The organism is Maritalea mobilis (assembly GCF_019800885.1).
Classification (GTDB): domain Bacteria; phylum Pseudomonadota; class Alphaproteobacteria; order Rhodobacterales; family Rhodobacteraceae; genus Roseibacterium; species Roseibacterium beibuensis.
Genome location: NZ_JAHVKE010000001.1, coordinates 1 through 26,256, shown reverse-complemented (window position 1 = coordinate 26,256; position 26,256 = coordinate 1). Strand labels below are relative to the sequence as shown.

Annotated in this window: 23 protein-coding genes, 1 tRNA gene and 2 pseudogenes; 10 read left to right on the top strand and 16 right to left on the bottom strand. The window is 61.4% G+C overall.

Annotated elements, in window-relative coordinates:
* Positions 1-2 precede the first annotated feature (2 nt).
* The 11 genes from KUV65_RS00125 to KUV65_RS00075 all read right to left on the bottom strand — a co-directional run bounded on the left by KUV65_RS00125 (position 3) and on the right by KUV65_RS00075 (position 12,164).
* Positions 3-1,862, bottom strand: coding sequence for a glycosyltransferase family 2 protein (locus KUV65_RS00125; protein WP_222186826.1), 1,860 nt, complete (start codon positions 1,860-1,862; stop codon positions 3-5).
* On the bottom strand, positions 1,855-2,853 hold the full coding sequence (gene galE / locus KUV65_RS00120) for a UDP-glucose 4-epimerase GalE (RefSeq protein ID WP_222186825.1): 999 nt from the start codon (positions 2,851-2,853) through the stop codon (positions 1,855-1,857). The genes KUV65_RS00125 and galE overlap by 8 nt, the downstream gene beginning before the upstream one ends.
* Positions 2,854-2,857: 4 nt before the next feature.
* On the bottom strand, positions 2,858-4,003 hold the full coding sequence (locus tag KUV65_RS00115) for a UDP-glucuronic acid decarboxylase family protein (RefSeq protein WP_374107050.1): 1,146 nt from the start codon (positions 4,001-4,003) through the stop codon (positions 2,858-2,860).
* Positions 4,004-4,349: 346 nt separating this feature from the next.
* Positions 4,350-5,381, bottom strand: a complete 1,032-nt coding sequence (locus KUV65_RS00110; protein WP_222186824.1) for a histone deacetylase family protein — start codon at positions 5,379-5,381, stop codon at positions 4,350-4,352.
* On the bottom strand, positions 5,378-5,869 hold the full coding sequence (locus KUV65_RS00105) for a GNAT family N-acetyltransferase (protein ID WP_222186823.1): 492 nt from the start codon (positions 5,867-5,869) through the stop codon (positions 5,378-5,380). The genes KUV65_RS00110 and KUV65_RS00105 overlap by 4 nt, the downstream gene beginning before the upstream one ends.
* A gap of 3 nt (positions 5,870-5,872) precedes the next feature.
* Positions 5,873-6,799 (bottom strand): 3-keto-5-aminohexanoate cleavage protein, encoded by a 927-nt coding sequence (locus KUV65_RS00100; RefSeq protein ID WP_222186822.1) that lies wholly within the window; start codon positions 6,797-6,799, stop codon positions 5,873-5,875.
* A gap of 8 nt (positions 6,800-6,807) precedes the next feature.
* A complete protein-coding gene (locus KUV65_RS00095; RefSeq protein WP_222186821.1) occupies positions 6,808-8,160 on the bottom strand; it encodes an aminotransferase family protein in 1,353 nt (450 codons plus the stop codon).
* A gap of 4 nt (positions 8,161-8,164) precedes the next feature.
* The gene (locus KUV65_RS00090; protein ID WP_308124463.1) at positions 8,165-9,247 is read right to left on the bottom strand and encodes an ABC transporter ATP-binding protein; all 1,083 of its coding nucleotides are present in this window, start codon (positions 9,245-9,247) and stop codon (positions 8,165-8,167) included.
* A gap of 71 nt (positions 9,248-9,318) precedes the next feature.
* Positions 9,319-10,461, bottom strand: a complete 1,143-nt coding sequence (locus KUV65_RS00085; RefSeq protein WP_222186820.1) for an extracellular solute-binding protein — start codon at positions 10,459-10,461, stop codon at positions 9,319-9,321.
* Positions 10,462-10,500: 39 nt separating this feature from the next.
* A complete protein-coding gene (locus tag KUV65_RS00080; protein ID WP_222186819.1) occupies positions 10,501-11,298 on the bottom strand; it encodes an ABC transporter permease in 798 nt (265 codons plus the stop codon).
* Positions 11,298-12,164: an ABC transporter permease gene (locus tag KUV65_RS00075; protein WP_222186818.1), complete on the bottom strand. Its 867-nt coding sequence runs from the start codon at positions 12,162-12,164 to the stop codon at positions 11,298-11,300. Before KUV65_RS00075 ends, KUV65_RS00080 begins: the two co-directional genes overlap by 1 nt.
* A gap of 98 nt (positions 12,165-12,262) precedes the next feature.
* Between KUV65_RS00075 and KUV65_RS00070 the strand changes: the two genes are divergently transcribed.
* Positions 12,263-13,225, top strand: coding sequence for a LysR family transcriptional regulator (locus KUV65_RS00070; RefSeq protein ID WP_222186817.1), 963 nt, complete (start codon positions 12,263-12,265; stop codon positions 13,223-13,225).
* A 239-nt stretch (positions 13,226-13,464) separates the two neighbouring features.
* On the opposite strand, the gene KUV65_RS00065 is transcribed toward KUV65_RS00070, so the two are convergent.
* Together KUV65_RS00065 and KUV65_RS00060 are read right to left on the bottom strand one after the other, a co-directional pair.
* Entirely contained in the window at positions 13,465-14,805 is a 1,341-nt protein-coding gene (locus KUV65_RS00065) for a serine hydrolase domain-containing protein (protein WP_222186816.1), read from the bottom strand.
* Positions 14,786-16,288 carry an alginate export family protein gene (locus tag KUV65_RS00060; protein ID WP_222186815.1) on the bottom strand — a complete coding sequence of 501 codons (1,503 nt, stop codon included), beginning with the start codon at positions 16,286-16,288 and terminating at the stop codon, positions 14,786-14,788. The genes KUV65_RS00065 and KUV65_RS00060 overlap by 20 nt, the downstream gene beginning before the upstream one ends.
* Positions 16,289-16,323: 35 nt before the next feature.
* Between KUV65_RS00060 and KUV65_RS00055 the strand changes: the two genes are divergently transcribed.
* The 5 genes and pseudogenes from KUV65_RS00055 to KUV65_RS00035 all read left to right on the top strand — a co-directional run bounded on the left by KUV65_RS00055 (position 16,324) and on the right by KUV65_RS00035 (position 21,741).
* On the top strand, positions 16,324-16,845 hold the full coding sequence (locus KUV65_RS00055; RefSeq protein WP_222186814.1) for a hypothetical protein: 522 nt from the start codon (positions 16,324-16,326) through the stop codon (positions 16,843-16,845).
* A gap of 452 nt (positions 16,846-17,297) precedes the next feature.
* A pseudogene (locus KUV65_RS00050) lies at positions 17,298-17,458 on the top strand (IS5/IS1182 family transposase); the annotation flags it as partial.
* A pseudogene (locus KUV65_RS00045) lies at positions 17,458-17,643 on the top strand (transposase); the annotation flags it as partial. The pseudogenes KUV65_RS00050 and KUV65_RS00045, both read left to right, overlap by 1 nt.
* A gap of 316 nt (positions 17,644-17,959) precedes the next feature.
* Positions 17,960-21,025, top strand: a complete 3,066-nt coding sequence (locus tag KUV65_RS00040; RefSeq protein WP_222186813.1) for a glycosyltransferase — start codon at positions 17,960-17,962, stop codon at positions 21,023-21,025.
* Positions 21,025-21,741 carry a sulfotransferase family 2 domain-containing protein gene (locus KUV65_RS00035; RefSeq protein ID WP_222186812.1) on the top strand — a complete coding sequence of 239 codons (717 nt, stop codon included), beginning with the start codon at positions 21,025-21,027 and terminating at the stop codon, positions 21,739-21,741. The genes KUV65_RS00040 and KUV65_RS00035 overlap by 1 nt, the downstream gene beginning before the upstream one ends.
* 208 nt (positions 21,742-21,949) lie before the next feature.
* Here the strand turns inward: KUV65_RS00035 and KUV65_RS00030 are convergent, their stop codons facing one another.
* Positions 21,950-22,609, bottom strand: coding sequence for a glycosyltransferase family 32 protein (locus tag KUV65_RS00030; protein WP_222186811.1), 660 nt, complete (start codon positions 22,607-22,609; stop codon positions 21,950-21,952).
* An 81-nt stretch (positions 22,610-22,690) separates the two neighbouring features.
* On the bottom strand, positions 22,691-22,777 hold the full coding sequence (locus KUV65_RS18235; protein ID WP_261331626.1) for a hypothetical protein: 87 nt from the start codon (positions 22,775-22,777) through the stop codon (positions 22,691-22,693).
* A 503-nt stretch (positions 22,778-23,280) separates the two neighbouring features.
* Here KUV65_RS18235 and KUV65_RS00020 point away from each other — a divergent pair.
* From KUV65_RS00020 to KUV65_RS18005, 4 genes are all read left to right on the top strand, one after another.
* Positions 23,281-24,072: a hypothetical protein gene (locus KUV65_RS00020; protein WP_222186810.1), complete on the top strand. Its 792-nt coding sequence runs from the start codon at positions 23,281-23,283 to the stop codon at positions 24,070-24,072.
* Between the two features lie 220 nt (positions 24,073-24,292).
* On the top strand, positions 24,293-24,514 hold the full coding sequence (locus tag KUV65_RS00015; protein WP_222186809.1) for a helix-turn-helix domain-containing protein: 222 nt from the start codon (positions 24,293-24,295) through the stop codon (positions 24,512-24,514).
* Between the two features lie 23 nt (positions 24,515-24,537).
* Entirely contained in the window at positions 24,538-25,257 is a 720-nt protein-coding gene (locus tag KUV65_RS18010; RefSeq protein ID WP_261331550.1) for a recombinase family protein, read from the top strand.
* 111 nt (positions 25,258-25,368) lie between these two features.
* Positions 25,369-26,181, top strand: a complete 813-nt coding sequence (locus KUV65_RS18005) for a zinc ribbon domain-containing protein (RefSeq protein WP_308124573.1) — start codon at positions 25,369-25,371, stop codon at positions 26,179-26,181.
* On the opposite strand, the gene KUV65_RS00005 is transcribed toward KUV65_RS18005, so the two are convergent.
* Positions 26,138-26,214, bottom strand: a tRNA-Met gene (locus KUV65_RS00005). The two genes, KUV65_RS18005 and KUV65_RS00005, sit on opposite strands and share 44 nt — an antisense overlap.
* Positions 26,215-26,256 lie beyond the last annotated feature (42 nt).

The following is a 26,256-nucleotide window of genomic DNA, read 5'->3' as shown; positions in this document are numbered from 1 at the left end:
TCTTACTCCTCGCCGGTAGAAATGAGATTGCGCCACGCATCCGGGTCCATCCGGAAACGGACATTGTCCTGCGCCCCCATGCCCGCGCCGGAAATCACGTATTCGTAGCGGACGAGGTCGGACTCCACCAAGCCGACACTCAGGGCCAGGATGCTTTCGGGACCGCGCAGGATCATGGCCGAAACGATCAGGGCCACGAGCACCGGAAGCGCCGTAACCTGCAGCGGAAGGGTGGACAGGGCGCGCGACAGGGCGATGCCATTGTCGCGCAGATGCTTCAAAACGATCACGATGGTGATGATCGCGTAAATCGTGCCGTTGAGCAGCGTCAGGAAGTAGAAGCCGCGGGCAACGTCGACGCTGTCGACCAAAAGCACGGGCAGGATGCAGCCAAGCGCCAGCAGCGCGTAGGGCCCCACGACCCGCATCGGCAGGGCCGCGGTCGCCGCCTCTCCCTTGGGCGTGATCTTGAAATCGACGAACCGCCCCGTGATGCGGTCGTAGAAAGCCATCACGACACCGGCCAGCACCCAGGGCCACTGGATCGCAAGAAACAGGGCCTTCTCCCAGCCCAGGACCTTGGCGTCACGGGGCCGGAAAAACCCGTCCGCCTTGATCGCATAGGCCATGAGCGTGACCGCGATGGGGGGCCAGATCGCGTGGAACACGAAGGCGGGATAGGTCACGTCGGCGTACCGGACGTCAAACACCACCGCCACGATCGGCAGCAGGTATAGCACCAACATGAAAAACGCGAAAAGCGGGTACCAGACCTGGCAAAACACGAACTGGAATTTCAGCCGCGCGGGCATGGTGGCAAGGTAGCCTGGCGTATAGCGCAGAAGAATCGACAAAAGGCTGCGCGACCACTGGAATTCCTGCGTGCAAAGATCGGAGATGGTGGCGGGTCCATCCCCGACGGCGATGGCATCGAGCGCATGCACGCCGCGCCACCCGGCCGAGTTCATCAGCATCGTGGTCGAATGATCCTCGGCCAGTTCCGGGCCAAGGCCGCCCGCTTCGCGCAGGGCCGAGGTGCGGACGGCGTAATGCGAGCCGATGCACATCGGGGACAGGACGGCGGTGTAGCCGGCCTGGAAGATGCCGTGAAACCCGGCCTCGGTGTGCAGGCGGGTGCGCGCGGCCCAGCTTTCCTTTTCGTTCTGGGCGCAGATCGAGGGCGCGCTGACATAGCCGACAGCGGGGTCGGCAAAGCCGCGCATCATCTCGGCCAGATAGGTGGGCGTCGGTGTGTGATCGGCATCGAGTTGCGAGACGAAATCATATTCCTCGTAGCCATACTGGTCGTAGAAAAAGGCAAGATTGCCTTCCTTGCAGCGCGTGCGACGGGGCCACTCCGCGCGGTGGTAATCTGGGCGGCCCTTGCGGGTCGAGATGCGCACGCCATGCGCCGCGCACCAGGCGATGGTCTCGGGGCTGGGGTCTTCGTCGGCCAGCCAGGTGTCATGCGGATAGGTCTGGGCCAGCATCGCCTCAAGCGTGCGGCGCACGACGGAAAAGGGCTCGGATGGGGTTTTGGTCGTGATCATCGCCACGCGCACCGTGGACGGGTCTGGCGGGTCGGCCGCCGGGACAACGGCGCGCCGGAAAATCAGGACAAAGAACGCCTGCAGGAAGAACAACCAGGCGAAGGCCACGCTGGCGATCCAGTAGCGCGCACCGGGCAGGATGTGGTCGGGCGTCAGCCACCACGCCCAGAACCAGATCGTCGCCGCGGCCCAGAGGATCACGAGCAGGTCGTATTTCAGCTTGCGCCGCCCGGTCAGCACTGGCCGGACATAGCGGCGCGGCGCCGATGTTCCGACCGGAAGGGCCGGAGGGGGTGATATGCTGTCAGCCATCAACATGTGTCTTCGGCATCAAGCCGAAATGCGGGGCCGCATCGCGCACGATGCGATCTATCTCGGACAGGCGCGGGGCAAAGCCGAGGCGTTTGCGTGCAAGCGACGGATCGGCGACGAGCGTAGGGGGATCTCCGGCGCGGCGGGGCGCCTCGACAAGGGGAACGTCACGGCCTGTGACCCGCGCAATCGCATCGCAGACCTGCCGGATCGACGTGCCCTGACCGGTCCCGAGATTGAGGATCAGGTCGTCGCCCCCACCGAGCAGGTGGTTCAGCGCGCGCAGATGCGCCTCGGCCAGATCGGTGACGTGGATGTAGTCCCGTATGCAGGTGCCGTCCGGGGTGTCGTAGTCGGTGCCAAACAGCTTGAGCGGCGCCCCCTGCCCCGACGCCGCCATGAGCGCCAGCGGGATCAGCCGTGTTTCGGGATCGTGCCTTTCGGACAGTTCCCCCTCGGGATCGGCGCCTGCGGCATTGAAATAGCGCAGCATGACATGGCGCAGCCCGTAAGCTGCCGCCTGGTCGCGGATCATGTGCTCCCCGAAGAACTTGGTGCGGCCATAGGGGTTGATCGGGTTTTGAGGCGTCTCCTCGTCGATCGGGACCGTGTCGGGCACCCCGTAAGAGGCGCAACTGGACGAGAAGACAAGGCGATCCACACCGGTTGCCTTCATCGCCGCCAACACGCCGGCAAGCCCGCCAACATTGTTGTCATAGTAGAGATCGGGGGCATGCACGGAGTCGGCGACCACGGCGAAGGCCGCGAAATGCATGACGGACCGCGCGCCATGCTTTCTGATGACGGCGGCCAGAGCGTCGGCATCGCGCACGTCCAGTTTCTCCAGCGGGCCCCATTTCACGGCATCGGCATGGCCGGTGCTGAGGTTGTCGACGGTCACCGGCAGGAAACCGGCCGCGGCCAGATGCTTGCAGGCATGGCTGCCGATGAAGCCGGCCCCGCCCGTGACGATGATGGGATCGCCCGACATCGGCCTACACCTGCGCTTTGGCGCTTTGGGCAATCTCGGCGGCAAAATAGGGGATCGTGCGGCGGATCCCCTCGATCAGCGGAACATGCGGTTCCCACCCGAGGGCGTCCCGCGCGTGCTCGATATTCGGTCGGCGGATCTTGGGGTCGTCCTTGGGAAGGTCGAGGTGCTTCAGCGCCGAGGTGCTCCCGGTTTCGGCCAGGACGAGGTCGGCAAGTTCGAGAATGGTGAACTCGACCGGGTTTCCGAGGTTGACCGGGTCGGCCAGATCCCCCTCGGTGTACATCAACGCCATCAGGCCCGCGACGAGGTCATCGACGTAACAGAAAGAGCGCGTCTGTGTCCCATCGCCATAGACGGTCAGGTCATGCCCCTGCAGCGCCTGCACGATGAAATTCGACACCACGCGCCCGTCCTCCGGGTCCATGGCCGGCCCGTAGGTGTTGAAGATGCGCGCAACACGTGTGTCGACCTTGTGCAGGTGGTTGTACTCGTAGAACAGCGTCTCGGCGGCGCGCTTGCCCTCGTCGTAGCAGGCGCGGGGGCCCATCGTGACGACGTTGCCCCGGTAGTCTTCGGCTTGCGGTGACACGGCCGGGTCGCCATAGACCTCGGAGGTCGAGGCCTGAAGAATCCGTGCACCGCGACGCATGGCGAGTTCCAGCAGGTTATGCGAGCCGCGGACACTCGTGTCGAAGGTCCGGATCGGGTGAAGCTGGTATTTCGGCGGAGAGGCCGGACAGGCCATGTTGAAGATGTAATCGATCGCCTCGCCCGGTTCGTAGGGGTCGATGATGTCGTGTTTGACGAATTTGAAATCGTGGCCCTCGAGCAGGTCTTCGATGTTGCGCAACCGACCTGTGGACAGGTTGTCGACGCAAAGAACCCGCGCCCCTGCCTCAAGATGATGACGGCACAGATGCGACCCGAGAAACCCGGCGCCGCCCGTGATCACGATGGTCCTTCCGGACAAGTCTCTGCCCTCAGACGAGTGTCCCGGGCCCGGTTTGTTTTTGTCCAGCATCGCGTCCTCCCCCCTCATAGAACTTCGCGTCATGGCTGCCGACGAGATGGCACCAGAGTGATTGACCAACGCGGAACGCTTCCCCCCGGCGCGTTCCCGGTCCCGCACATCTGTTGCGCGAACCATTTACTTTACAATGATATATTTTACGCCTTTCACTATTTATTGTCGAGATGAACCGCTTGATTTCGCCCAAAGGTTGATCAATTCGGCGTCGCGCCATTGACTGTTTCGGCTTTGGCACCGCGGCACTCCCCTCCCTTCGCGCCAACTGCGGTCGGAGCAGAATACTCAATTCAGCGGCGGGACAATTGACACACGTCAATCATGCAAACGTATCATATGCGACAATTTGGTCGGGCGCTGGAGAAGAGCATCAGCGCGCAACGCACGGCGCCCGTGGGACCAAGGCGAGCGTTGTCCCCAAGAGAAGACCCCTTCAACCTTGGTGGATCCGTTGCGGCGCCGCCATCTACGCTCGGGCGTGGTCCAGATAGCCCGAAAGGACCGCGGTCAGGTTTTTCCCCAGGGCGTCGGACACGTAACCGCCCTCCTGGACGAACAGGCAATCGAGGCCGGTTTCCGCGATCCGGCGGCCAATCGCTTCGAACCCGTCGGTGGTGACCGCGAAGCCCTTGAAAGGGTCGTCAATATGGATGTCGAGCCCAAGCGCCACGACAAGCGCATCCGCCCCGAAGGCCGCGATCCTTTGCAGCGCAACCTCCAGGCTGGCGAGATAGTCGCGGTCATCCGTGCCGCGCGGCAGAGGCAGGTTCAGGTTCTGGCCAAGGCCGAGGCCCTCGCCGCGTTCCTGCGCGTAGCCCCAGAAGAACGGATAGAACCGCTCGGGATCGGCGTGGATCGAGACGGTCAGCACGTCGCCGCGGGCGTAGAAGATGCCTTGCGTTCCGTTGCCGTGATGCACGTCCACATCGAGGATCGCGACACGCCGCCCGGCCACAGTCAGGCGTTCGGCCGCGATCGCGGCGTTGTTGAGGAAACAGAATCCGCCGGCAAGATCCGCAAACGCATGGTGGCCCGGTGGACGGCTGAGGACATAGGCGCCACGCGTTCCGCCAAGGATCGCGTCGGCCCCGGCGATGGCAGATTGTGCAGACCAGTAGGCGGCCTCCCATGTGCCCTCGGCGATTGGGCAGGCCGTGTCGGCCTGGTGGAAGCCCGCCTGCCCGACGGCGGATTTCGGATAGCCGTCGGTGCGGTTCGCGGGGTGGATATTCGGAATGACCTCCTCCCCCGCGCCGTCGATCCGGCGCCAGCGGGTGTAGATGTTCTGAAGGAACTGGATGTAGTCCGAACCATGGATGGCCGCTATGGGGCCGAGCCCTGCATCAGGTGGGGCCTCGAACCTGCAGCCCGCGGCCTGGGCCCCGGCGCGCAGGATCTCGATCCGCGCGGACACCTCGGGGTTGGGCAGGCGTTCGCCATTGGCCATGAAATGGCGCGGCTCATGGCGGCCCTGACGGGCATCCAGAAAGGCTCTCACGGCAGGTCCTCCAGCGTGGTCAGGGCATCCCCGTCGAGGGTCAGAAGGTCCATCCCCCGGAAGGTGCGAAAGCCCATACGTTCATAGAAGCGGCGAGCGTCGGCATTGTCGTCATGGACCATCAGGCGCAGGAACAGAGGCCGCCCCCACGCCTTGGCGGCATCGCGCAACGCGGCGGCCAGGAGCCTCGGGCCAAGACCCGCGCCGCGCGCGTCGGATGACACCCAGAGATCCGAGACGAACACGCCCACGCCGCCCTTCATTGTGGAAAACAGCGGCGAGGCGAGCGCGACTCCGACGCAAGACCCGTCGTTCGACAGGGCCAGTTGCGCGCGCACCGCTGGGGTTGGCCCGAAGGCGGCCTGGGCCAGCGTCTCGATATCAGTGGGATAGGGATCGCCGAGATCCCGCGCCAGGGACCGCAGCGCGCCGTCGAGGAAAGACAGGTCGTCTTTCTGCGCCGTGCGGATGGTGATCGGATGGGGCATCGCTCAGATCGCGGTCCGGTCGGCGCCCTTGAGGCCGAGCATCGCGCGCGCCTCGGTCGGGGTGGCGACCTCGCGGCCAAGCTCCTCGACGATGCGGCGGATCTTGGCGACCTGCTGGGCATTGCTGCGGGCGAGTTCCCCGCGCGCGATCATCAGGCTGTCCTCCAGGCCCACGCGCACATGCCCCCCCATCGCCGCCGACATGGTGATGAGCGGCATCTGGTGACGCCCGGCGGCCAGCACGGAAAAGGCGTAATCCGACCCGAAAAGCTTGTCTGCGATCAGCTTCATGTGGCTGAGGTTCTCGGGGTCCGGCCCGATGCCGCCCAGCACCCCGAACACGAACTGGATGAAAAGCGGCGCCTTGACCAACCCGCGATCCACGAAATGACGCAGCATGTAAAGATGGCTTACATCGTAGCATTCGAACTCGAACCGCGCGCCGCGCTCCTCGCCCATCTCGGTCAGGATGCGGGCAATGTCGCGCGGGGTGTTTTTGAAGACGAGATCGTCAGAATTGCGCAGGAACGGCTCTTCCCAGTCGTGTTTCCACTCGGTGATCCGGTCGGCGGCCGGATAGAGCGCGAAATTCATCGTGCCCATGTTCAGGCTGCACATCTCGGGCTCGGCGCGTTTCGGGGCGGCAAGGCGCTGGTCCAGCGTCATCACCGCGCTGCCTCCGGTCGAGATATTCAAGACGGCATCGGTACCCTGTTTCAGGCGCGGCAGGAAGGCCATGAAATCGTCCGCCTCGGCCGAGGGTTGGCCCGTCTGCGGGTTGCGGGCGTGGAGGTGCAACACCGCCGCGCCGGCCTCGGCCGCCGCAAGGGCCTGTTCTGTGATCTGGTCGGGCGTGACCGGCAGGTGGGGCGACATGGACGGCGTGTGGATCGAGCCGGTGATCGCGCAGGTGATGATGATCTTGGACATGGGACAGGTCAGGCGCTGCGGGGAAGGTTCGGACGGATCTCGTCCATGAATTGCGCCAGCGATCGGTCGAGAAGCCCGGTGATCTCGTCAAGCTGCGCCTCGGACACGATCATGGGCGGGCAGACGAGGACATGGTCGCCATCCACCCCGCCCCGCGTGCGGCGGGAATAGACGATCAGCCCGTGATCATAGGCGATCTGCACGAAACGGTCGAAGGCGCGCAGATGGGAGGGCAGCGGGGCCTTGCTGCGGCGGTCGGCCATGAATTCAAAGGCCAGAAGCAGCCCCTTGCCGCGCACGTCTCCGATGATCGGGTAGCGGTCCATCAGGGTTTCAAGACGGGCCTTCAACGCCTCGCCCATGGTCGCGGCGTTTTCCACGAGGCCGAGGCGTTCGATCTCTTCCAGAACGGCGGCCCCGGCGGCACAGGCCAGCGGGTTGCCGGCATAGGTAAAGCCGTGCTGGAACCCGCCCTCGTCCAGCACAGGCTCGACCAGGCGGGTATGAGCCACCATCGCACCAAGCGGCACATAGCCCGCGGCATAGCCCTTGGACAGGACGATGATGTCGGGGGTGATGCCCCAATGTTCCGAGGCGAGAAAGCAGCCAGTGCGCCCTGCCCCGGTCATCACCTCGTCCAGGATCATCAGGACGCCGTAATGGTCGCAGATCTCGCGCACCCGCTCCATGTAGCCCCTGGGCGGCACGAGCGCCCCGGTCGAGGCCCCGCCGACGGGCTCCACGAAGAAGGCGAGCACCGTTTCCGGGCCTTCCTCGAGGATCCGTTCCTCCAGCATGTTGGCGTAGTGCAGGCCCGTCGCCTCGTCCTCGGGGTCGAGCCCGTCGAGATAGGCGCGCGGCGCAGGCACCTTGGGCATGGCGCGCATCATGGGGTCGAAGGGCGCGGTCAGGGGCGCGTAGCTGGTAATGGCCAGCGCCCCGAGCGTGCAGCCGTGGTAGGAGGGCGCACGGCTGATGACCTTCCAACGCTGCGCCTGCCCGGTGGCCAGCGCGTGCTGGCGCGCCAGTTTCATCGCGCTTTCCACCGCCTCGGAGCCGCCCGAGACGAAGAACACGCGATCCAGCCCCTCGGGCGTCAGCTCCGCCGTGCGCGCAGCCAGGCGTTCCGAGGCCTCGGTCTCGAAATGGAGCCGGTAGCCGAAAGTCGCCCGATCCATCTGGTCGCGCATGGCGGCCAGCACGTTCTCGTTGCCATGGCCGATATTGCAGACCATCGCGCCCGAGGAGCCGTCGATATAGCGCTTACCGTCGGTGTCCCACATGTAGATCCCGCGCGCCTGGTCCAGCACGGGTTTGCGGCCGCGGCCTTGGTAGAACAGGAAACTCGGTCGTTCAGACATGGCCTTATGCCCCCGGCAAGGCGGCGCAGTCGCGGGGGCGGAACCGGATCTGCACGTTGTCGCCTTCGTTGAATGGATGCTCGTCGATCATGTTGATCGCCTGCAACTGGCGACCATCCGGGGTGCGCACGAAATAGCGCACGGCCTGGCCCTGGTAATCGACGGTCTCGACGGTCGCCTCGCCGCCGATGTGGCCCTCGGGCGTGGGACCGGGGGGTGCGAGCTGCAGCTTCTCGGCGCGCAGGACCAGCTTGGCGGGCCCCGCCCCACCGATATTGGGCGCTTTCTCGGCCGGGACGGGAACGGGGCCGAATACCTCGGCCTCCAGCAGGGCCGCGCCGTTCGCGCGCGAGGTGCATTCGGCGGGCAGGATGTTGGAGGCGCCGAGGAAATTGGCGACGAATTCGCTGGCCGGGGCGTTGTAGACCTCTTCCGGGGGGCCGACCTGTTCGACGCGGCCATCGGACATGACGACGATCTGGTCGGACATGGCCAGCGCCTCCGCCTGGTCGTGGGTGACGAAGATCGAGGTGACGCCGATGCGGTGCTGGATGCGCTTGAGTTCGACCCGCATATCCTCGCGCAGGTTGGCGTCGAGCGCCGACAACGGTTCGTCCAGAAGCAGAACGTCGGGTTCGATGACGATGGCGCGGGCCAGCGCGATACGCTGCTGCTGCCCGCCCGAAAGGGCCGAAGGATAGCGGTCGCCCACATCGGGCAGTTGCACGAGGTCCAGCGCCTCTTGCACGCGGCGGACGGCGTCGGCTTTGGACACGTTGCGATAGCGCAGGCCGAAGCCCACATTATCGGCGATCGTCTTGTGCGGAAACAGCGCGTAGTTCTGGAACACGATCCCGAGGTTGCGCTTGTGGATCGGCAGGCGGTTCACCTGCCGACCCTTGATGGTGATCTCGCCCGCACTCGGGTCGAGCAGCCCGGCGATCATGCGCAACGTCGTCGTCTTGCCGCAGCCGGACGGCCCCAGCAGGGTCACGAATTCGCCTTCGGGGATCTCCAGCGACATCGGGTGAACGGCGGTGAAGGTGCCGAATTTCTTTTCGATATTGGTCAGGGTGACGGCGCTCACGGGGGCGATCTCCGGCTGGCGGGACGGGGGCGGCCCCGTGGGTGGGGCCGCCCGATTTCGAATGGGTGTCGTCAGTACCCGCGTGCGACGCGGCTGAAGGTCTCGGACCAGTCCTGTTCGTTGCCGTTCCAGTAATCCGGCACGGCGAAGGTCAGGCCGTCCAGCGTGCCGGTTGGGTCGAAGGCGGGCAGCGTCGGGATCTTGTCGCCAAGATCCACCTGTGTCGGGTCGAGTGCGGGCGGGTAGTTCTGCCCCTCGGCCACGGCGATGGAGGTTTCGGGCTCCAGCATGAAGTTCAGCAGTTCCTCGCACGCTTCCATCGGCGATCCGGCGATCACGAAGAGGCATTCCTGCCAGCCGAAGCCGTTGGGCGGATCGATGTAACCGATATCGTGGCCCTGCTCCTGCAACGCGTAGATGCGGCCGGACCAGCCCTCGGTCACGTAGATCTCCTCTTCGGCCAGAAGGCTCATCAATTCGGCCCCGGACGTCCAGTAGCGCAGCGCGAGGTCGCGATGCTCGCGCACGGCGTTCCAGACGGCCTCGATGTCTTCGATATTGTTGGGGTCCTGCCCGGTTTGCAGCGCCCCATACCAGATACGCGTGCGCCAGTCGTTCCAACCGCCGATCTTGCCCTCATAGGCGGCGTTGATCAGCAGGTTGGCCCCCTGCTCCTGCGCTTCCTCGTCCGAGATATAGGCGCGGTTATAGGCGATGCCGGTGGTGCCGTAGTCGTAGGGCACGCAGGAGAGCGGCCCGCCGCTGATCGAACGGAACGCATCGCTGAGCGCCGGGATCACAAGGCCGAGGTTCGGGATATTGTCCTCGTTCAATTCGACCGAAAGCCCGAGATTGTGGTAGCGCGCGTAGTCGAACACGCCTGAAAGGTGGGCGATGTTGAACTCACCCGGCTGGCTGGTGCGCACGCGGGCGAGGTATTCGTCGCCGCCGCCGAAGGTGCCGTCGACCACCTCGATGCCGGTCGCCGCAGTATAGGGCCCGAAGGCATGCTCGCGGAAGGCTTCCGAGACGATGCCGCCCCAACCGTCAAACCGAACCTGGCTGACCTCTTGTGCGCGGGCGTAGCGCGCAAAGGGTGTTTGCACGCCATAGGCAAGGCCCGCGGCCCCGATCAGGCCGAGGAAACTGCGGCGATCCAGATCTCCGTTGCGATAGCGCTCGAGCAGGCGCTGATAGCGAGTGGTGTTGTCCATGTCGTCAAACTCCCTGGGTTTGGGTCCTTGGTCTTGTGGTTACTTGGCCTGCTGCCGGCTCTTGCGGACGGACAGCCAGCGCGAAATCGCCATGCCGAGAATGGGCAACCCTGCGGTGATCATGATCATGAGGGAGCCCAGCGCGTTGATCTCGGGCGAGATCGAGTTGCGGAGCATGGCGAAGATCTGGGTGGGCACCGTTTCGACGCCCCCCGGTTTCCAGAACAGCGTGCCGGTGATGTCATCGAAGCTGATGGTGAAGGCGAAAAGCGCCCCGGCCGCCACCGCCGGCGTCAGCAGCGGCAAGGTGATGGAAAAGAACGTCTGGACCGGCGAAGCGCCAAGGCTCATCGCGGCCTCTTCCACGTCGCGGCGAATGCCCATCAGGCGCGCCTGCACGACGAGGATGACGAATGGCAGGGTGAAGATCACGTGACCCAGCAGAAGCAGGGTAAAACTTTTGTGGACGCCGAGGAATTGCAGGAACAGCAGCAGCGCGACGGCCAGCACCACCTCGGGGACGAGGATCGGCGCGATCAGCACCGTCGAGATGGCGTTGCGGAACGGCACGTTGTAGCGCACCAGCGCAAGGCTGGCCAAAACGCCCAGCGTGGTCGAGATCAACGCTGTCAGCAGCCCGAGGATCAGCGAGGTGCGCAGCGCGCGCAGGATCGCCTCGTTCTGGAAGAGTTCCTCGAACCAGCGCAGCGAGACGCCTGTCATCGGAAAGCTGCCGAACTGGCTGTCGTTGAAGCTGAGCAGCACCACCACGACGATGGGCAGGAACATGAACAGGTAGACCAGGACGGTCCAGATCTGGATCGCGCGCCATCCCATCAGCTCAACCCCTTCATCAACTGACCGAGGCCGAGGAAGTGGTTGTAGACCATCACCAGCGTGCCCAGCACCGCCAGCAGGAGCAGCGACAGCGTCGCCCCAAGCGGCCAGTTGAGCTGCGTGATGATCGCCTCGAACACGAGATTGGCGAACATGGCATCGCGCGGCCCGCCCAGAACGGCCGGGGTGATGTAGGTGCCCGCCCCCAGCACGAAGCACAGGAGGCTGCCGGCGGCGAGACCGGGGAGCGACAGGGGCAGGACGACCTGAAGGAAGGATTGCCACTTGGTGGCACCCAGCGACCCGGCCGCATCTTCAAGCGTGCGGTCGATCCCTTCGAGGCTGACATAGACGTTGAGCACCATGAACGGCAGCAGGAAATGCACCAGGCCGAGGATCACGGTCGTCTCGTTATAGAGCATCTGGATCGGCTCATCGATCAGGCCCAGCCAAAGCAGCGTGGTGTTCAGCGCCCCGGACGTGCCGAGGATGTAGATCCAGCTCATCGTGCGGATGATGTAGCTGATCCAGAAGGGCAGCATCAGCAACAGCAGCAGAAACGCCTTGTTGCCGCGCGCCCGGGCGATGAAATAGGCCGCCGGATAGCCCATCAGGGCGCAAACCACCGTGGTGATAGCCGCGATCTTGAGCGTGTTGAGCAGGATGTCGCGATAGAACGGGTCAGTGACCGCATCGCGCCAGTTTTCCAGCGAGAAGGCAGGTTCCACATCGCCCACGGCCGTTCGCAGCCAGAACGAATAGACCAGGATGAACAGGAGCGGCACGAACAGAAGCAGCGTGATCGCCGTCAGGCTTGGCGACAGCAGGATCCAGGGCTGACGTGCTTCGCGGGCCTCGATCGACATTCATTTCCCCCGTGGCGTTCGGGGGGAAGGATGAGAATGTCTGACCTATTCCTCAAATAGTTAATTGGTATTCTGACTATTGATGTTATCAATACCCCATGCGCCCCGACACCAGATCCGCCCATCGCGTGCTGCGCGACCTCGACTGGAACCTGCTCCACACCTTCGTGGTGCTGGCGCAGTCGAAATCGATCACCGACGGCGCCAGGAAGCTACGATTACAGCAACCTTCGGTCTCGTCGGCGCTCAAACGGCTGGAAGACCAGATCGGTCGCCGCCTGATCGATCGCGCGCCGGGCCGGTTCGACCTGACCGAGGCGGGCGAGTTGCTCTATGCCGAGGCGCTGGATATCCAGGGTGCCGTTCTGCGGCTGGCGACGGTGTTGCGCGAAACGACCGACGAGGTGCGGGGCCACGTTCGGATGACCGTCGCCTCGCACGTGGTCTGCCCCTTGCTGGATTCCGCCCTAGCCGAGTTCCACGCCGCCCACCCCTCGGCGACGTTCCAGATCGACGTGATGACCAGCAGCGCGGCACTGGCGGCGGTCGAAGCGCGCGCGGCGTCCTTCGCCATTTGCCTCGTGCGCGACAGGAACCCTAAACTGGAATACCGCCGCCTCTATCGCGAATTTTTCGGGTTGTTCTGCGGGCCGCCGCATCCCTTGTTCGGGCGCACCGATCTGACCCGCACGGATCTCAAGGGGCTGGCGTCCGTGAGTTTCCAGACCGACCGGCTACAGGATGTCTTGAAACCCGTCGCCCTGATGCGCGCGGCCTCGGACCTCGAGGATCATATCGTCGGCACCTCGAGCCACCTCGAAGAAGTCCGTCGCATGATCATCGCGGGCCTGGGTGTCGGCCCGCTGCCGCTGCACGTGGCCGCACGCGACGTGGCGGCGGGCGAGATCTGGCAGGTGCCTCCCTATGACGACTTGCCTGCCATCGACGTCCATCTTGTTTGGAACCCGCGATCGAAATTGAACCGGGCCGAGCAGATCATGCTGCAAATGCTGAAAGACAAGATCGAGAGCACCCCGATGGAGCTGCGCACTTATCGGTGAAGTGTTGGGCTGCACGCTCGGAGCGACGAATGGAGCCCCGACCCTTCCAGCCCATTACGGACAGTCTCAAGTCCGTCGGATGCTGCACTGCCCCCTTCGCATGCCGCGCACGCGTGGTTCTTGTGGCATTCTGGCAAGGCAAAAAATCGCCTCGCACACTGAGCAGCTCGTTCAAACCCACAAAGAAGAAGGGCCAGCGCAGAAGGTCGCTGGCCCGCTGTTCCCGTTTGAAGAAGAGCTTAGTCCTGTTCCATCAGGTATTCGGCCACCGCCTGGTAGGCGGGCAGCGAGGTTGGGTCGATGCGGCTGTTGAAGGCGATCGGGAAGGACGAAAACCGGACGATGACCATCTCGGCGGTCGGGTCGATATAGATGGTCTGGCCATGCACGCCACGCGCGGCGAAGGCGCCGTGGTCGTTGTTGAAGATCCACCACTGTCCGCGATAGCTGCCGCCGGCCAGATCGGCGTATCCGGCTGCCGCGAAGTCATCGAGGTTTCCGCCGGCGCGGATACTCTCGACCGCTGCTTCGGGCACGATCTGTTCGCCGTGCCATTCGCCACCGTTCAGCATGATCTGCCCGAAACGCCCCAGATCGCGCAGGCCGGCCGAAAGGCCACCCCCGGCAAACGGGGTGCCCAGGCCATCGACGGTCATGTAGGCGTCTTGCTCGGCGCCCATGCGACTCCAGATCCGATCGGACAGAAGTTCGGTCACTTCCATGCCCGACACGCGCGACACGATCCAACCCAGCACGTCGGAATTCGGCGTGCGGTAGTGGAATTCCTCGCCATGCTGGATGCCCTCGGGATCGGGGCCAACCGTCTGTAGGAACTCGAAATATCCGTTCGGTCCGTCGTAACCCTCGTCTCGCGGGAAGGGGCTGGCCGCCGCGTTGTAGACCCAGATCGCTGCGTTCGGGTCACCGTAATCTTCGCTGAACTCGAAGGCGGTGGTCATGTCCATGACCTGCCGAACGGTGGCCGATCCAAAGGCGCTGACCTCGAGCTCGGGGATGATCTCGCTGACCAAAGCGGTATCGTCCAACGTGCCCTCGGCCACCAGCATCTCGGCCAGCGTGCCCGTGAACGACTTGGTCATCGACATGGCCGCGTGCTGGGCAGCTTCATCCATGCAGCCGAAGTAGCGCTCGTAGACAATCCGCCCTTGGTGCAGGATCAACATGCCGTCAGTGTAGTTAGCGTAGAGCGACTCCTCCCACGTCATCTCTTCCTCTCCGCGGAGCGGCATGAAGGTGACGGCGTCGATGCCGTCATCCAGCGCATACTCGAACGGGATGGGCGCGCCGAGGCCACGGCTGACCTGCTCGGTCGGCAGGAATTCCCGCAAATGGCAGACGGACCAGCGCAGCCGGGGAAAGCTGAAAAACACAGAGTCGGGATTGGTGATCCGCAACTCGGGCGGCGGGGGGAACCCCTCCATCCAGCCGATCGCGGCGGGGTCGCTTTCCTGGGCCGACGGAAACCCCGTGGCCTGTGCATGCGCATCCTGAGCCAGCAGGGAAAGGCCGACAAGCCCCCCAAGCGCCAGCGCGCCGACCTTAGAAATTGTAGACGACATTCAGAAAACCTCCCACCCAGTTGGGGTCCGACCCTGGAAATACGTTTCGAATGCCCTCACCGGGGATGGCGACACTGACGCCCGCCGAGAGGAACGTGTTGCGATTGATGATACGCCGATACTCGACAAAGAAATCGTCCGAGAGATGTGGGTCACTCACGCCGGTTTGCAAAAGGCCCCCGCCTGCCCCGGGACGCGTGGCCTGGCCGAATTGCACCGGGCTGCCCAACTCGTTGGCCCGAACATGGGCGTAACGGAAGGTGAAGGTGTCACGGTCGGTCGGCTGCAAGGACAACGACAGATTGTGCGACCGGACGTTCGAGTTGATGAAGACCATCGCCGATTTCGACCCGGTCGCCCAAGCACTGGGAGAGCCGTCGTAATACAGCGGGTCGAACCGTTCGAGCGCCGAAGTGTTCGGGTCATCGCCCGAGAAACTCTGGTAGCTGTATGTCAGGGTCGGCGACCACGCCGCATCGGCAAAGGTGTAGCCGACCTGCACACGACCGGCCCAGGCGGACAGGTCGATGCTGTCGTTCCACTGGTAGGCCAGATCACCCGTCAGAAAGACGTTTTCCAGCGCGCCCTCGAACGGATTGCTGCGGGCATAGAGCGCTAGGGTGTTCGTGCCCTCTCGCGCCCCCGGAACGATATCCAAACCGGTGACTGGATCAACGCGCGGATAGGGCGCGTCGGATTCCAGAACGCTGACATAGGTCAGACCCAGATATCCGCCCGCCGGGTCATCGTAGCGAAAATCGAGACCCGCCAGCGCGTTGCCATTGTCGCTGTCGTCATGTTCGCGCGGATCGATGTAGAACAGCGTGCCGGTGTAGTCGTCCCACGACAGCTCGGCGATCGCCGCGATTTCCCAGGCCCGCCTGGGGCCGAATTTCAGCGCGCCGCGGTCGAACCCATCCGACGCCCCGTCCGAGATCAACATCCCGGTGCCGAGGCGTAGTGACCGCGCGCCGAAGGAAAGATCAAGCTCGGCCCCATCCGCGAAGGCCGTCCTGAACCCGACATAGCTTTCTTCAAGCGTGAAACGGCCGGTGTCCCCGGTATCGAAGGCATCGGTCCCCTGCGTGTAGGACCCCACCGCCGAAATCCGCCCGTAGAGCTGGTTGCCGCCATCGAAGGTCGTTTCGAACTCCAGACCCGGCGTGACGTAAAGCTCCAACCATGTTGTGTCCGGATCGAACCCGGATGTGGGCGCGGCAAACTCCGACAGGTTCCAGAACAGGTTGGCCTCGCTGACCAGATTGGCCCCGAATTGCAGCGTCGCGCGCACCGTGGTGCCATTCTCGTCGTAGAGCAGCCAGGGATCATCGTCCTGCGCGACAGCCGGTGCCGCGAAGCCGCCCGCCAGAACGGCAACGAGGATAAGGGACTTGCGGTTGTCGCAGGGTGCACGCGTATCCGATTGCGCCCGTGGGCGTGAAAGGGTTTCAACCAAGCGGTCCGCGCTGCCAAATGCGTTCATGCCACACCCCGAGATTTCGTTTCACAAGACACTATATGCTTGGCAAAAGCACTCAATGGACACATCGCCCATTTTGGGCGGCAGGAACGGGGACCGGCATGCCGCACAGAAAATCGGACGCAGCAGAGGCCATCAAGGCACGGTTCGGCACTGTGTGGCCGGCCCATCTGTCAGCCTTCACAACCCTCCTCATCAACCTCAGAACTTGCTTCGACGGTGACCTGGACCTGATGCTTGTTCTGGCCGTCATCGCGGAACGAACCCGCCCTGACGAATGGCATCCCGAGATCTTCACCTACCGGCAACTCACCCGAGACGAGGCTGAGGGCGGCCCCTTGATGATCAACCTGCAATCGATCGCGGAGTATTCCGGTATCCCGCGCGAGACCGTTCGACGAAAAATCAACATCCTCGTCGACAAAGAATGGGTGGTGCGTGACGGAAATGGGATGCTGTCGGTCTCCAAGCAGGCGGCGACCGATCTGGAGGATGCCACAGGCCATTCCGTGACCTACCTGTCGGTCCTTTGGCAGGCGTTCCATGCCGAAGGAACCTGACAACTCATCGCCTCATTCTGCAGATGACGCGTAGGAAAAAAAACGATTGAGGGGAAAAACGGGCGGCGGGCGTGCGCGCGTTACAGACACGGGTTCAGGGTCACGACCTTGAGTGATCGAGCGCACCGTTAAGTCGTTGTGATGGTTTATGGATTTGGTTGCGGGGGCTCGCTTTGGCCTTTGCCGAACCAAAACCAAATTGTAGTTGCCTCGACCGGTTTTGCGTCAGGCCCTTCGCGTTCAATATCATATCGAACGGGAAAGGCTGCGCCGTCCGGATCGACATGCGTAGCAGCCATCTGACGTTTCTTGTCAGATGACCGGGGCGAGCCCCTCTCAGACCGTGGTGTCCCGCGCAGCATCCGTCTAGATGGGCTTATTGCGTTGAAAAGCTCTTCCTTGATCAATGGGTAAGTCGCTGATTCAATTCGTCCTGTAGGGAGGGATCGGCGATGACGGGATCAAGGCAGGAAGCGCAAGCGGCTTTGTTCTACAAGTTCTACTAGAGGACCACGTTCCTCAAGATCATCTCCTGCGGTCGATCGACCGATTTGCCGATCTGAGCAGCATCCGCAGGCATCTGTCTGACTTCTACAGCCATACTGCCCGTCCACCCACGGGGAGCAAAAGGGAAAGGGCTGTAATGGTCATTTCGGCTGCGCCTGCTACCATCCGCGCTTCCTGCTCAACCAGTTCCGGATGCTGGAACGTTGCGCCCTCCGCACCGGCAACGTTCACGGTGCCGATAGCTGGAAAGACGTTCTTGACCCGGGAAACGCGCGGCATGCCAAACGCGAACCGGCGCAAACACGAACTGGGCTCCACTCGCGGCTGGATGAAAGTTCAGTGGCAGGTCAGTCTGCTCATGCAGGCCAGCGAGCACGCTGGATTCGCAAGATGAATCCTTCACCCGGCCTTTGCGCGAAAAAGCCCAGGCGATGCAAAGAAAATGTAAATCCGCTGGAACAGTAGGAAATTTGCGGCTACCACCACATGGATTTACGCTGTTTAACTAGTGAGCAAGAAAGATGCCAAGCGATAGCTCTTACGAGGCCTACTTTGCAGAAGGGAGCCTTTTTTCCGTCTTGGACAGGGTGAAGGCGCGCCGAGAAGTGTGAAGGCAGGTGATCGCCAGGTCGCTCTTGTTGAAGAGACTAGCGATGTTCCGTTCCATCGTTTTGATTTCAATCCTGAAGTTCTGGAGTTTGATGAAATTTCGCTCGAGGGATATCGCTTGGGCGCCACCTCGTCCGTGGTTGTTAATGAATACGAGGATTTCGCCCTAGAAGGCGGGACCACGCTTCAAGTCAGGGTTGTCGAACATGACCAACCTCGCCTTATTGCCGTCCGTCAAACCTTTTCGGTACAGGGGCGTAAGGAGGGCTGGGTGTTTCGCGCCATGCTCGCCTGCCACCGGGGTGAAGGCGAGTTGGTCATCAAATTTTCGACCGGTACTCTGGACGAGAAGGCGACGTTCACCATCCCGTTTGATCTGAACAAACCGGGCGGGCGGACTGCTGCGGGTTATCAGCAGGTGAGCGTACCCTGTCCGCTCACGGGAGACGAAGTGTCGGTCGAATTGTCGATCCAATACGTGCGGCTTATCGATGATGGCGTGGAGGATGTCCCTTATTTCTTCGTTGCTGACGCCGAAATGGTGCACGCCGAAGCTGGTTGGTTGAAGCTATTGCCGCATCAAATAAAGGGCGGCGATCATGTGTCCGGGCCTTGGTATCGAGCTCGCGTCCCTGTGTTTCGCTCCGAGGATGAATGGCCGGTCACGATCGTGTTGGATCGCGATGAGGTTCCCCTGTTTAGCCCCGAGTTCAACAGCGTGTCGCTTGTCGAGGACTGGGGGCACGCCATCGTGGTCAAGGCTCAAAAAGCGGATAGGTTCGTCCTTTTCATCGATGGGCAACCGATAGAGCAGATAAGTATCGGCGTTGAGAATACGTCGGTATTAATCCCTGCAAAGTACTTGAGAGGGGAGATTATAACGATTTCGGTGCGCGATCTGTCCGGCAGCCAGGAATTCTTGTCGATACCGGTGCTGGCGCCGCGGATTTTGACGCCGGCCGACGTTATGGCACGGGAATCACGTGCTCCGTATCCGACAGATATGACTGTTCGGTCAAACCATCGGTATCAAAGCCTTCGAGCGCATTTTGAAAACCCCTTGCCGTGTCTTGATGCAGCTTCTTTGGCATCGGCAATCCAGACGCTGGATTGCACGTACGAAACCGTCAAGTTGCACAAGATCGCCTTTCCCGAAGTTAAGTCCCCAAAGGTCAGCATCATCATTCCGGCGCACAACAAGGTTGAGGTGACCTACTATGGGCTGTGTGCATTGCTTGTTGCGCACAACAAGGCCAGTTTCGAGGTTATCGTGGTGGACGATGCCTCAAGCGATGAGACCTCGAAAATCGAAGAAATAGTGTCCGGTATTCGCGTTGTCCGCAACGAAGAGCCGCAACGCTTTATTCGGGCCTGCAATGCCGGCGTGGCGCAGGCACGGGGTGAGTATGTCGTGCTCCTTAACAACGACACCGAGCCAACTGGAGGTTGGCTCGATGCGCTGCTCGACGCGTTCAACAAACTGGACAACGTTGGGCTGGCCGGGTCGAAACTACTCTACCCGGATGGGAAACTGCAGGACGCTGGTGGCATCGTCTGGGGCAACGGGAATCCTTGGAATTACGGCAACAGGGCCAATCCATGGGATCCAAGATTTTCTTATGCAAGGCAGGCAGATTATCTTTCCGGCGCCGCGATGATGACCACCCGTAAGATTTGGGACGAGGTGGGTGGTCTGTCATCCTATCTTGAACCGATGTATTTTGAGGATACGGATTTCGCCTTCAAGGTGCGCGAAGCGGGCTACAAAACGTGGTTCGTGCCGTCTTCGATCGTCTACCATTTCGAAGGGATGACCAGCGGCACAGACACTTCAAGCGGGTTCAAGCGGTTCCAGGAGGTCAACCGACCTAAGTTCAAACGCCGCTGGGTGCGTGAATACTCCGGCTTTGGCAAAGCGGGCGAAAAGCCCGATCTCGAAAAGGATCGTGGGATAGTTGGCCGCGTGCTTTTCATCGACTACGCCACCCCGCGGGAGGATCGCGATGCGGGATCATACGCTGCACGGCGCGAGATCGAACTAGTCCAATCGCTTGGCTACAAGGTGACTTTCCTGCCGCAAAACCTTGCTCATCTCGGCAGCTATACCGAGGAACTGCAAAACAGCGGTGTCGAAGTGATAACCGCGCCATTCTACAGGTCTCTGGTTGATTTCCTTCGGGAACGTGCGGCCGAGTTCGATGCGGTGTACATCACGCGCTATTACGTGGCTCAGGATACGCTACGATTGATCCGGGAATTCGCGCCAAACGCCAAAGTTTTGTTTAATAACGCAGATCTCCACTTCCTGCGAGAACTCAGGGCCGCGCTCAGCGAGGACGACGGAACACGATTGGCTTTGGTCAGCAGTGTCCGGAACCAGGAACTCGAGATGATGAAGGCGGCTGACGTGGTGTTGAGCTACAACGAAGTCGAACATGCCGTGATATCGTCTCACACAGACGGGCAAGTCCGAGTTATGTCCTGCCCTTGGGTGGTCGACATACCGAAAAAGATCCCATCAGCTGAGGGGCGCAAGGGACTCTCCTTCCTAGGTAGCTTCCGGCATCACCCGAACGCGGAAGGTGTGCATTGGTTTTGCAAGTCTGTCATGCCACTCTTAGAAGGAAGCGGCGCGCATTTGTCGATCTATGGATCGGGAATGAACGATGAAATCAAGATGCTGGAATCCGACGCAGTTAATCCCGTCGGATATATTGAGAATGTCGCGGACGCCTTTAACCGTCACCGTGTCTTTGTAGCTCCGCTGCTGTCCGGCGCCGGGATCAAGGGCAAGGTCCTAAGTGCTGTCGCACACGGAATTCCTACTGTACTGACACCTATCGCCGCCGAGGGGATCGGTTTGCGGTCAGGACATGATTGTATCATCGTTGAGGAACCTCGTGATTGGGCGGACGCCATCACATCTTTGATGAAGGATGATGAGATGTGGTCCGCAATGTCTTCGGCTGCCCGAGCTTACGCAGGCTCCCGTTTCTCGTTCGAAGCAGGACGGGAAAAGATGAGGGCAGCGTTCGAAGCGGTGGATTTGTTCGGATCGGTCTGATGGTCAATACAACTGAGGCCGGGATGAAAGAAGAGCGAACCATCATCCTCCACTACCACCTGTTCAAGAATGCAGGCACATCGGTTGACGCGATCCTGAAGGAAAACTTTCCGGGCCGTTGGGTCACACGCGAATTTCCGATGAACGGCGGTAACAATACCGGCATGGTCGAGGAATGGATCAGGGAAACGCCTGAGGCTGTGGCCTACTCCTCGCACACGATGGTAGGACCCATTCCACAGATGGACGGCATCCGGGTGATCTCCTTTATGCTATTGCGCGATCCGATCGAGCGGATCAAGTCGGCCTACCGGTTCGAGCGAAAGCAAGAGGCGGACACGTGGGGCGCAAGGCTTGCCAAGGAGCATGACTTCGAGGGGTACGTGCGAGCGCGACTGGCGCGTCCCGGAGACCGTCAATGCCGCGATTTCCAGACGGCGCGACTTGCCTCACTTACGCCGGGTCCGGAACCAGAATTGGCCCGCGCGCGAAAATCGCTGGAGGCACTGAGTGTGGTCGGGCTTGTGAACGACCTCAGTGGCGCGATGGACCGGCTTGCCGACCTCTATTTTGAACACGGCGAAGACTTCGGCCAGACCGACGTCCGCGCCAACACATCCTCCGCCGGGTCAGGCGACACGCTTTCGCCGGACCTCGTCGAGCTTTTGCGGGAAAACAACGCGAATGATCTTCAGCTTTTTGACCGAATGACCTGACCCATGGGCGAAACCTACCTAGATTGCGACCTTCTGATACTTGGGAATCCACGCTGTGGATCGGCGTCGCTGGCCATGGCGTTCCGCAACGCCGGGAAGGAGCCAAGTGCTGCCGCTCAGCGAATATTGGGCGACTACGATCAGCGCGCGCGGTGACGGTGGTCCGGATCCCTGGGAAAAATTTTGGCCGAGGCCAGAGCGTTCTATGTCAATCGACAAATATGGACTTGCCGGTCTCCATGTGATGCCTCCAGTCGGTTTCAGCGGTCTTGTGCGATAACCGCTGATGGAACCTCACATATTTCAGAACTTCCGACATCGGAACGACGTCCACTTCGGCGAACAGGTCTTCGTGCTGCCCGGAAAAATGCAGTCTGGTCTGGATGGCCGGCCCAGTTACTATCCAAACATTGTTGGAGATCCTCTTCTCGACATTGCCGGTCGCGATAGACAGTACCCGCTCCAGCAAAGGCGCTCCAGGGCACCTGAAGAACATGAAGCCGTTTGGTAAGATGTTTCGCGGGACGCGCTGCATCAGGACTGCCGATGCGAATTGCCTAAGGTAAGCCGCCAGTGGACCGACTTGCTCGGTTCCCGCATCGACGTAGACGCCTCCGTGGACATACAAGGCGCAATAGCGGAAGAAATCGGCTTGCATGGCGGGCACACCGCATTTTCGATACGCATCGAGCGTTTGCCGGTCAAAATGCGCTTCTATGAACGCATCGGCGGTCTCGGCGTTGAATCGCTGATAGTGGAAAGCCGGATCCTCGGACCATGTCCGCATGAGAGCTTCGACTTCGTCCGGTGCCTGCTCCGTATTCCAGAACTGGAACAGTCTGAGCCGGTCGCTTTCACCCCCTGCCATACCCATCCTCATACCGCAAAATATCATCGTCACCCAGATAGGCCACCGTCTGCAAGCGATCAGAAGCGTCGGCACCTTCCGTTAGTTTTCCATACGGTGCACGGCTCCTAGCTCGATGTAAACCGACTGATTTTCCGACACCAGCCGAACCTCGTTACCGACGATCAACTTCGCGGTCCACTGCTCGACGATCCAGTGTTCCGCTATGCGGGTTAGGCTTGGCGTCGATACTACAAGAGGAACGGCCACACAGCGCGATCGGGAACACGCCGCCGATCCTGCTAACGAAATCAGGAGACGCAGCCAGTCCGTCACCCTGACAAATGCTTGAAAACTCTATCCGCCGCTGGTCCGAAGATGGGTGTCGCTTCAACACAAATCAGGCTCCGGTCACGGCTGAATGAAAGTTCAGTGGCAGGTCACGCATGTTCCAAATCACTTGGCGACGGACACATGTGACATCGCCTATGATTATATGGCTGATATTTTGAGAGCGCCGGCTCTTGGTTGCGCTTGTTATTGAGGGCTGCGATCGGCGTTCATCCCCTCAGGATGTATTGGCATGTTCTGGAGGTTTTGCGATGCTCGTTGGCCTGAATGGGAACTTCAGCGTGTAAGACAGGCGATGCTGTGTTTGCGCTCAGTATTTCGTCGTCTTTCAGGGATTTGGCATGCGTCACCGTAGACGACCGACCAAGAGCACGAGAGCGTCGTCGAACGAGACGCCGGACGACTACTCGATCTATTTGAACATTGACCGGATCAAGCCAACGGATCTGCCCTTTCGCATTGCTGATTATCGAGAAGAGGGCATTTTCACAGATGACGAACAGAAGGTGTTGTCGGAGAGGCATGGACTGGCCGCGAAGCACACAAAGGAGCTGTCCCTCCTCGTCGGCAACGCGCTTGACTGTAATAGCGACGTGAGTTTCGTGCGCATCAGCCGATCCCGTGTTCAAAGGCGACTGGAACGCGCTCTCAAAGGCGAGCGCATGAGAACCAAACCACTGCTCGACGATATCGACGCAATCAATCGGACATTCGCCTCTTTGTCGCTTCCCTATTTCGTTCCCACGTCTCACGATCGACTGGGTGAGCACCAAATTGCTGAAGCGCCGGAGGGTTTTTCGGGCGACAGGCCGACAGGTTCGCGCATCCCTGTCTCTTTGAAGGTGGCGCGAGCGGTGCTTGTACCTGACGACTACCGGACGGAGGCGGATGAGAGACGGCGCGCTGTTGTCGTGCAGTGTTGTTATGTCGCCCTCGACGCTGGTTGGCCTCTGTCGTTTACCTCTGATCCAAGTCTGAACAACACCCTGCGCACTGGGCGTCTCGTTGACCTAATACGCGACGTCGTCCGTCTCACAACGGATCCTTCAAATACCATCAGCGGAGACACGATTGTAAGCGACATCGAAATTGCACGCCTTCGCATGATCGATAATGGAGATTACCCAGCGTAAGTAAAAAACTGCGCGATGCCATATTGATGCACTTAGACGGGCCTCTGGGTGACCTGCGATGGTCTCGCCATGCCAATAGCACCCACACAAAGCAGGGACACAACCGACCACGGCTCAATTGCTGAGGTCGACACTGTTGTCTGTGTATTGGCGCGCCTTCTGGGAGAGGCGGCGGCGCGGGAGTGGCTGGCTCAAGACAGCAAAACTCAGGACGGCCAACATGACCGAGCAGAACAAGACCCCACCGTTGTTGACGGTGCGTGAGATCGCGCGCCTAGACAATGTCAGCGAGAAGACCGTTCGCCGGGCGATTGCTTCAGGCGCCTTGGAAGCCATCCGCATCGGCCCGGGAAAGCGTTTGCTTCGCATTCATCCCGAGGCGCACGCCGCCTATCCGCGCCGATACCATCGCCGCAGGCCGTGGGCTTACCGATGCCATTGAAAGGCTCAGGAAGAATGCCTGACATGACCAGATCCGCCATTTACGCCCGTTACTCGTCGAACATGCAGCGAGAGGCCTCGATCGAGGACCAGGCGCGCCTGTGCATGGAACGGGCGGAGCGGGAAGGCTGGTCCGTGATTGAAACGTTTTCCGATATGGCCTTATCCGGAGCCTCGATGCATCGTCCCGGGTTGCAGAACCTGATCGGAATGGCCGAGCGCGGCCAAATCGATGTCGAGATTGCCGAGGCACTGGACCGCTTGAGCCGCGATCAGGCGGATGTCGCCGTGATCTACAAACACCTGAGTTTTCACGGTGTGCGCATCGTGACGCTGGCCGAAGGCGAGATCAGCGAGCTGCATGTCGGCCTCAAGGGCACGATGAACCAGCTTTTCCTCAAGGACCTGGCGGACAAGACTCGCCGCGGCTTGCGCGGTCGGATCGAGGCTGGGCGATCCGGTGGTGGGAACGCATATGGCTATGACATCGTGCGGAGAATGGCGAGCGACGGGTCCCCTGTCACCGGCGAACGGGTCATCAATGCGAATGAGGCGGAGATTATTCGCCGGATTTTCCGCACCTTCGCTGACGGCATCTCGCCCAAGGCAATCGCGCGGCAACTGAACGCTGAAGACATACCGGGCCCGCGCGGAAAGCTCTGGCGGGACACGGCGATCCGTGGCCATCGTCAGCGTGGCACCGGGATCCTCAACAACGAGATGTATGTCGGTCGATTGGTCTAGAACCGCTTGCGCTACCGGAAAGACCCCGCAACGGGCAAACGCGTATCACGACTAAACCCCAAAGAAGACTGGATCATCAAGGAGGTTCCCGAGCTACGGATTATTGATGATGTGCTCTGGGAGCGCGCGAAGGCGCGCCAATCTGAGATAGATGCATCGCCCCGGGTGCAAGGCATAAAGGCCAGCCGGTTCTGGGAGTACAAACGGAAGACGCATCTGTTGACCGGCCTTCTCTACTGTGGCTGTTGCGGTGGCGGGTTCGCATCGGTCGGCAAGGACTACCTGGCCTGTTCTGCTGCACGGAAGCTGGGCACCTGTGAACAGCGCCGTGGCTTCCGGCGCGAGAGACTGGAAACTGCCGTCCTCGACCTTCTGCGCGAGCGCCTGATGCCGCCCGACGCCGTTGCAGAGTTCATCAAGGCGTTCACGGCGGAGATGAACCACCAGCGAGGTCGTGAGACGGCCGATCGCGGCCGACTGGAGAAGGAGCTTCAGTCAATGAATGACAAGCTTGACGGGCTTTATGACGCCATTGCGGAAGGACTGCGCACGCCCGGTCTACGAGCACGTCTCGAGGACTTGGAAACGCGTAAGGCCGCTCTGGAAGCCTCGCTAGAGGCCCCTGCCCCGTCACCGGTGCGTCTGCATCCAAATCTGTCAGAGCTTTACCGCAAGAAGGTTGCTCATCTCTCATCGAGCTTGGCCAATCCGGAGATACGGACGCTTGCACTGGAGATCATCCGCGGCCTGATCGATCGCGTGACCGTGCACGCGGAGGCCGATGGGAATGTCGTTCTTGAGTTGGAGGGGGCACTGTCTGCCATGATCGAGGCGGCCCAGCCGGGCGCGCTTGGTTGTGTGGATCATGGTTCGGTAAAAGTGGTTGCGGGGGTAGGATTTGAACCTACGACCTTCAGGTTATGAGCCTGACGAGCTACCGGGCTGCTCCACCCCGCGCCAAGTCCTCGGAGGGACCTATTTTTGGTGATCCGAGGTATG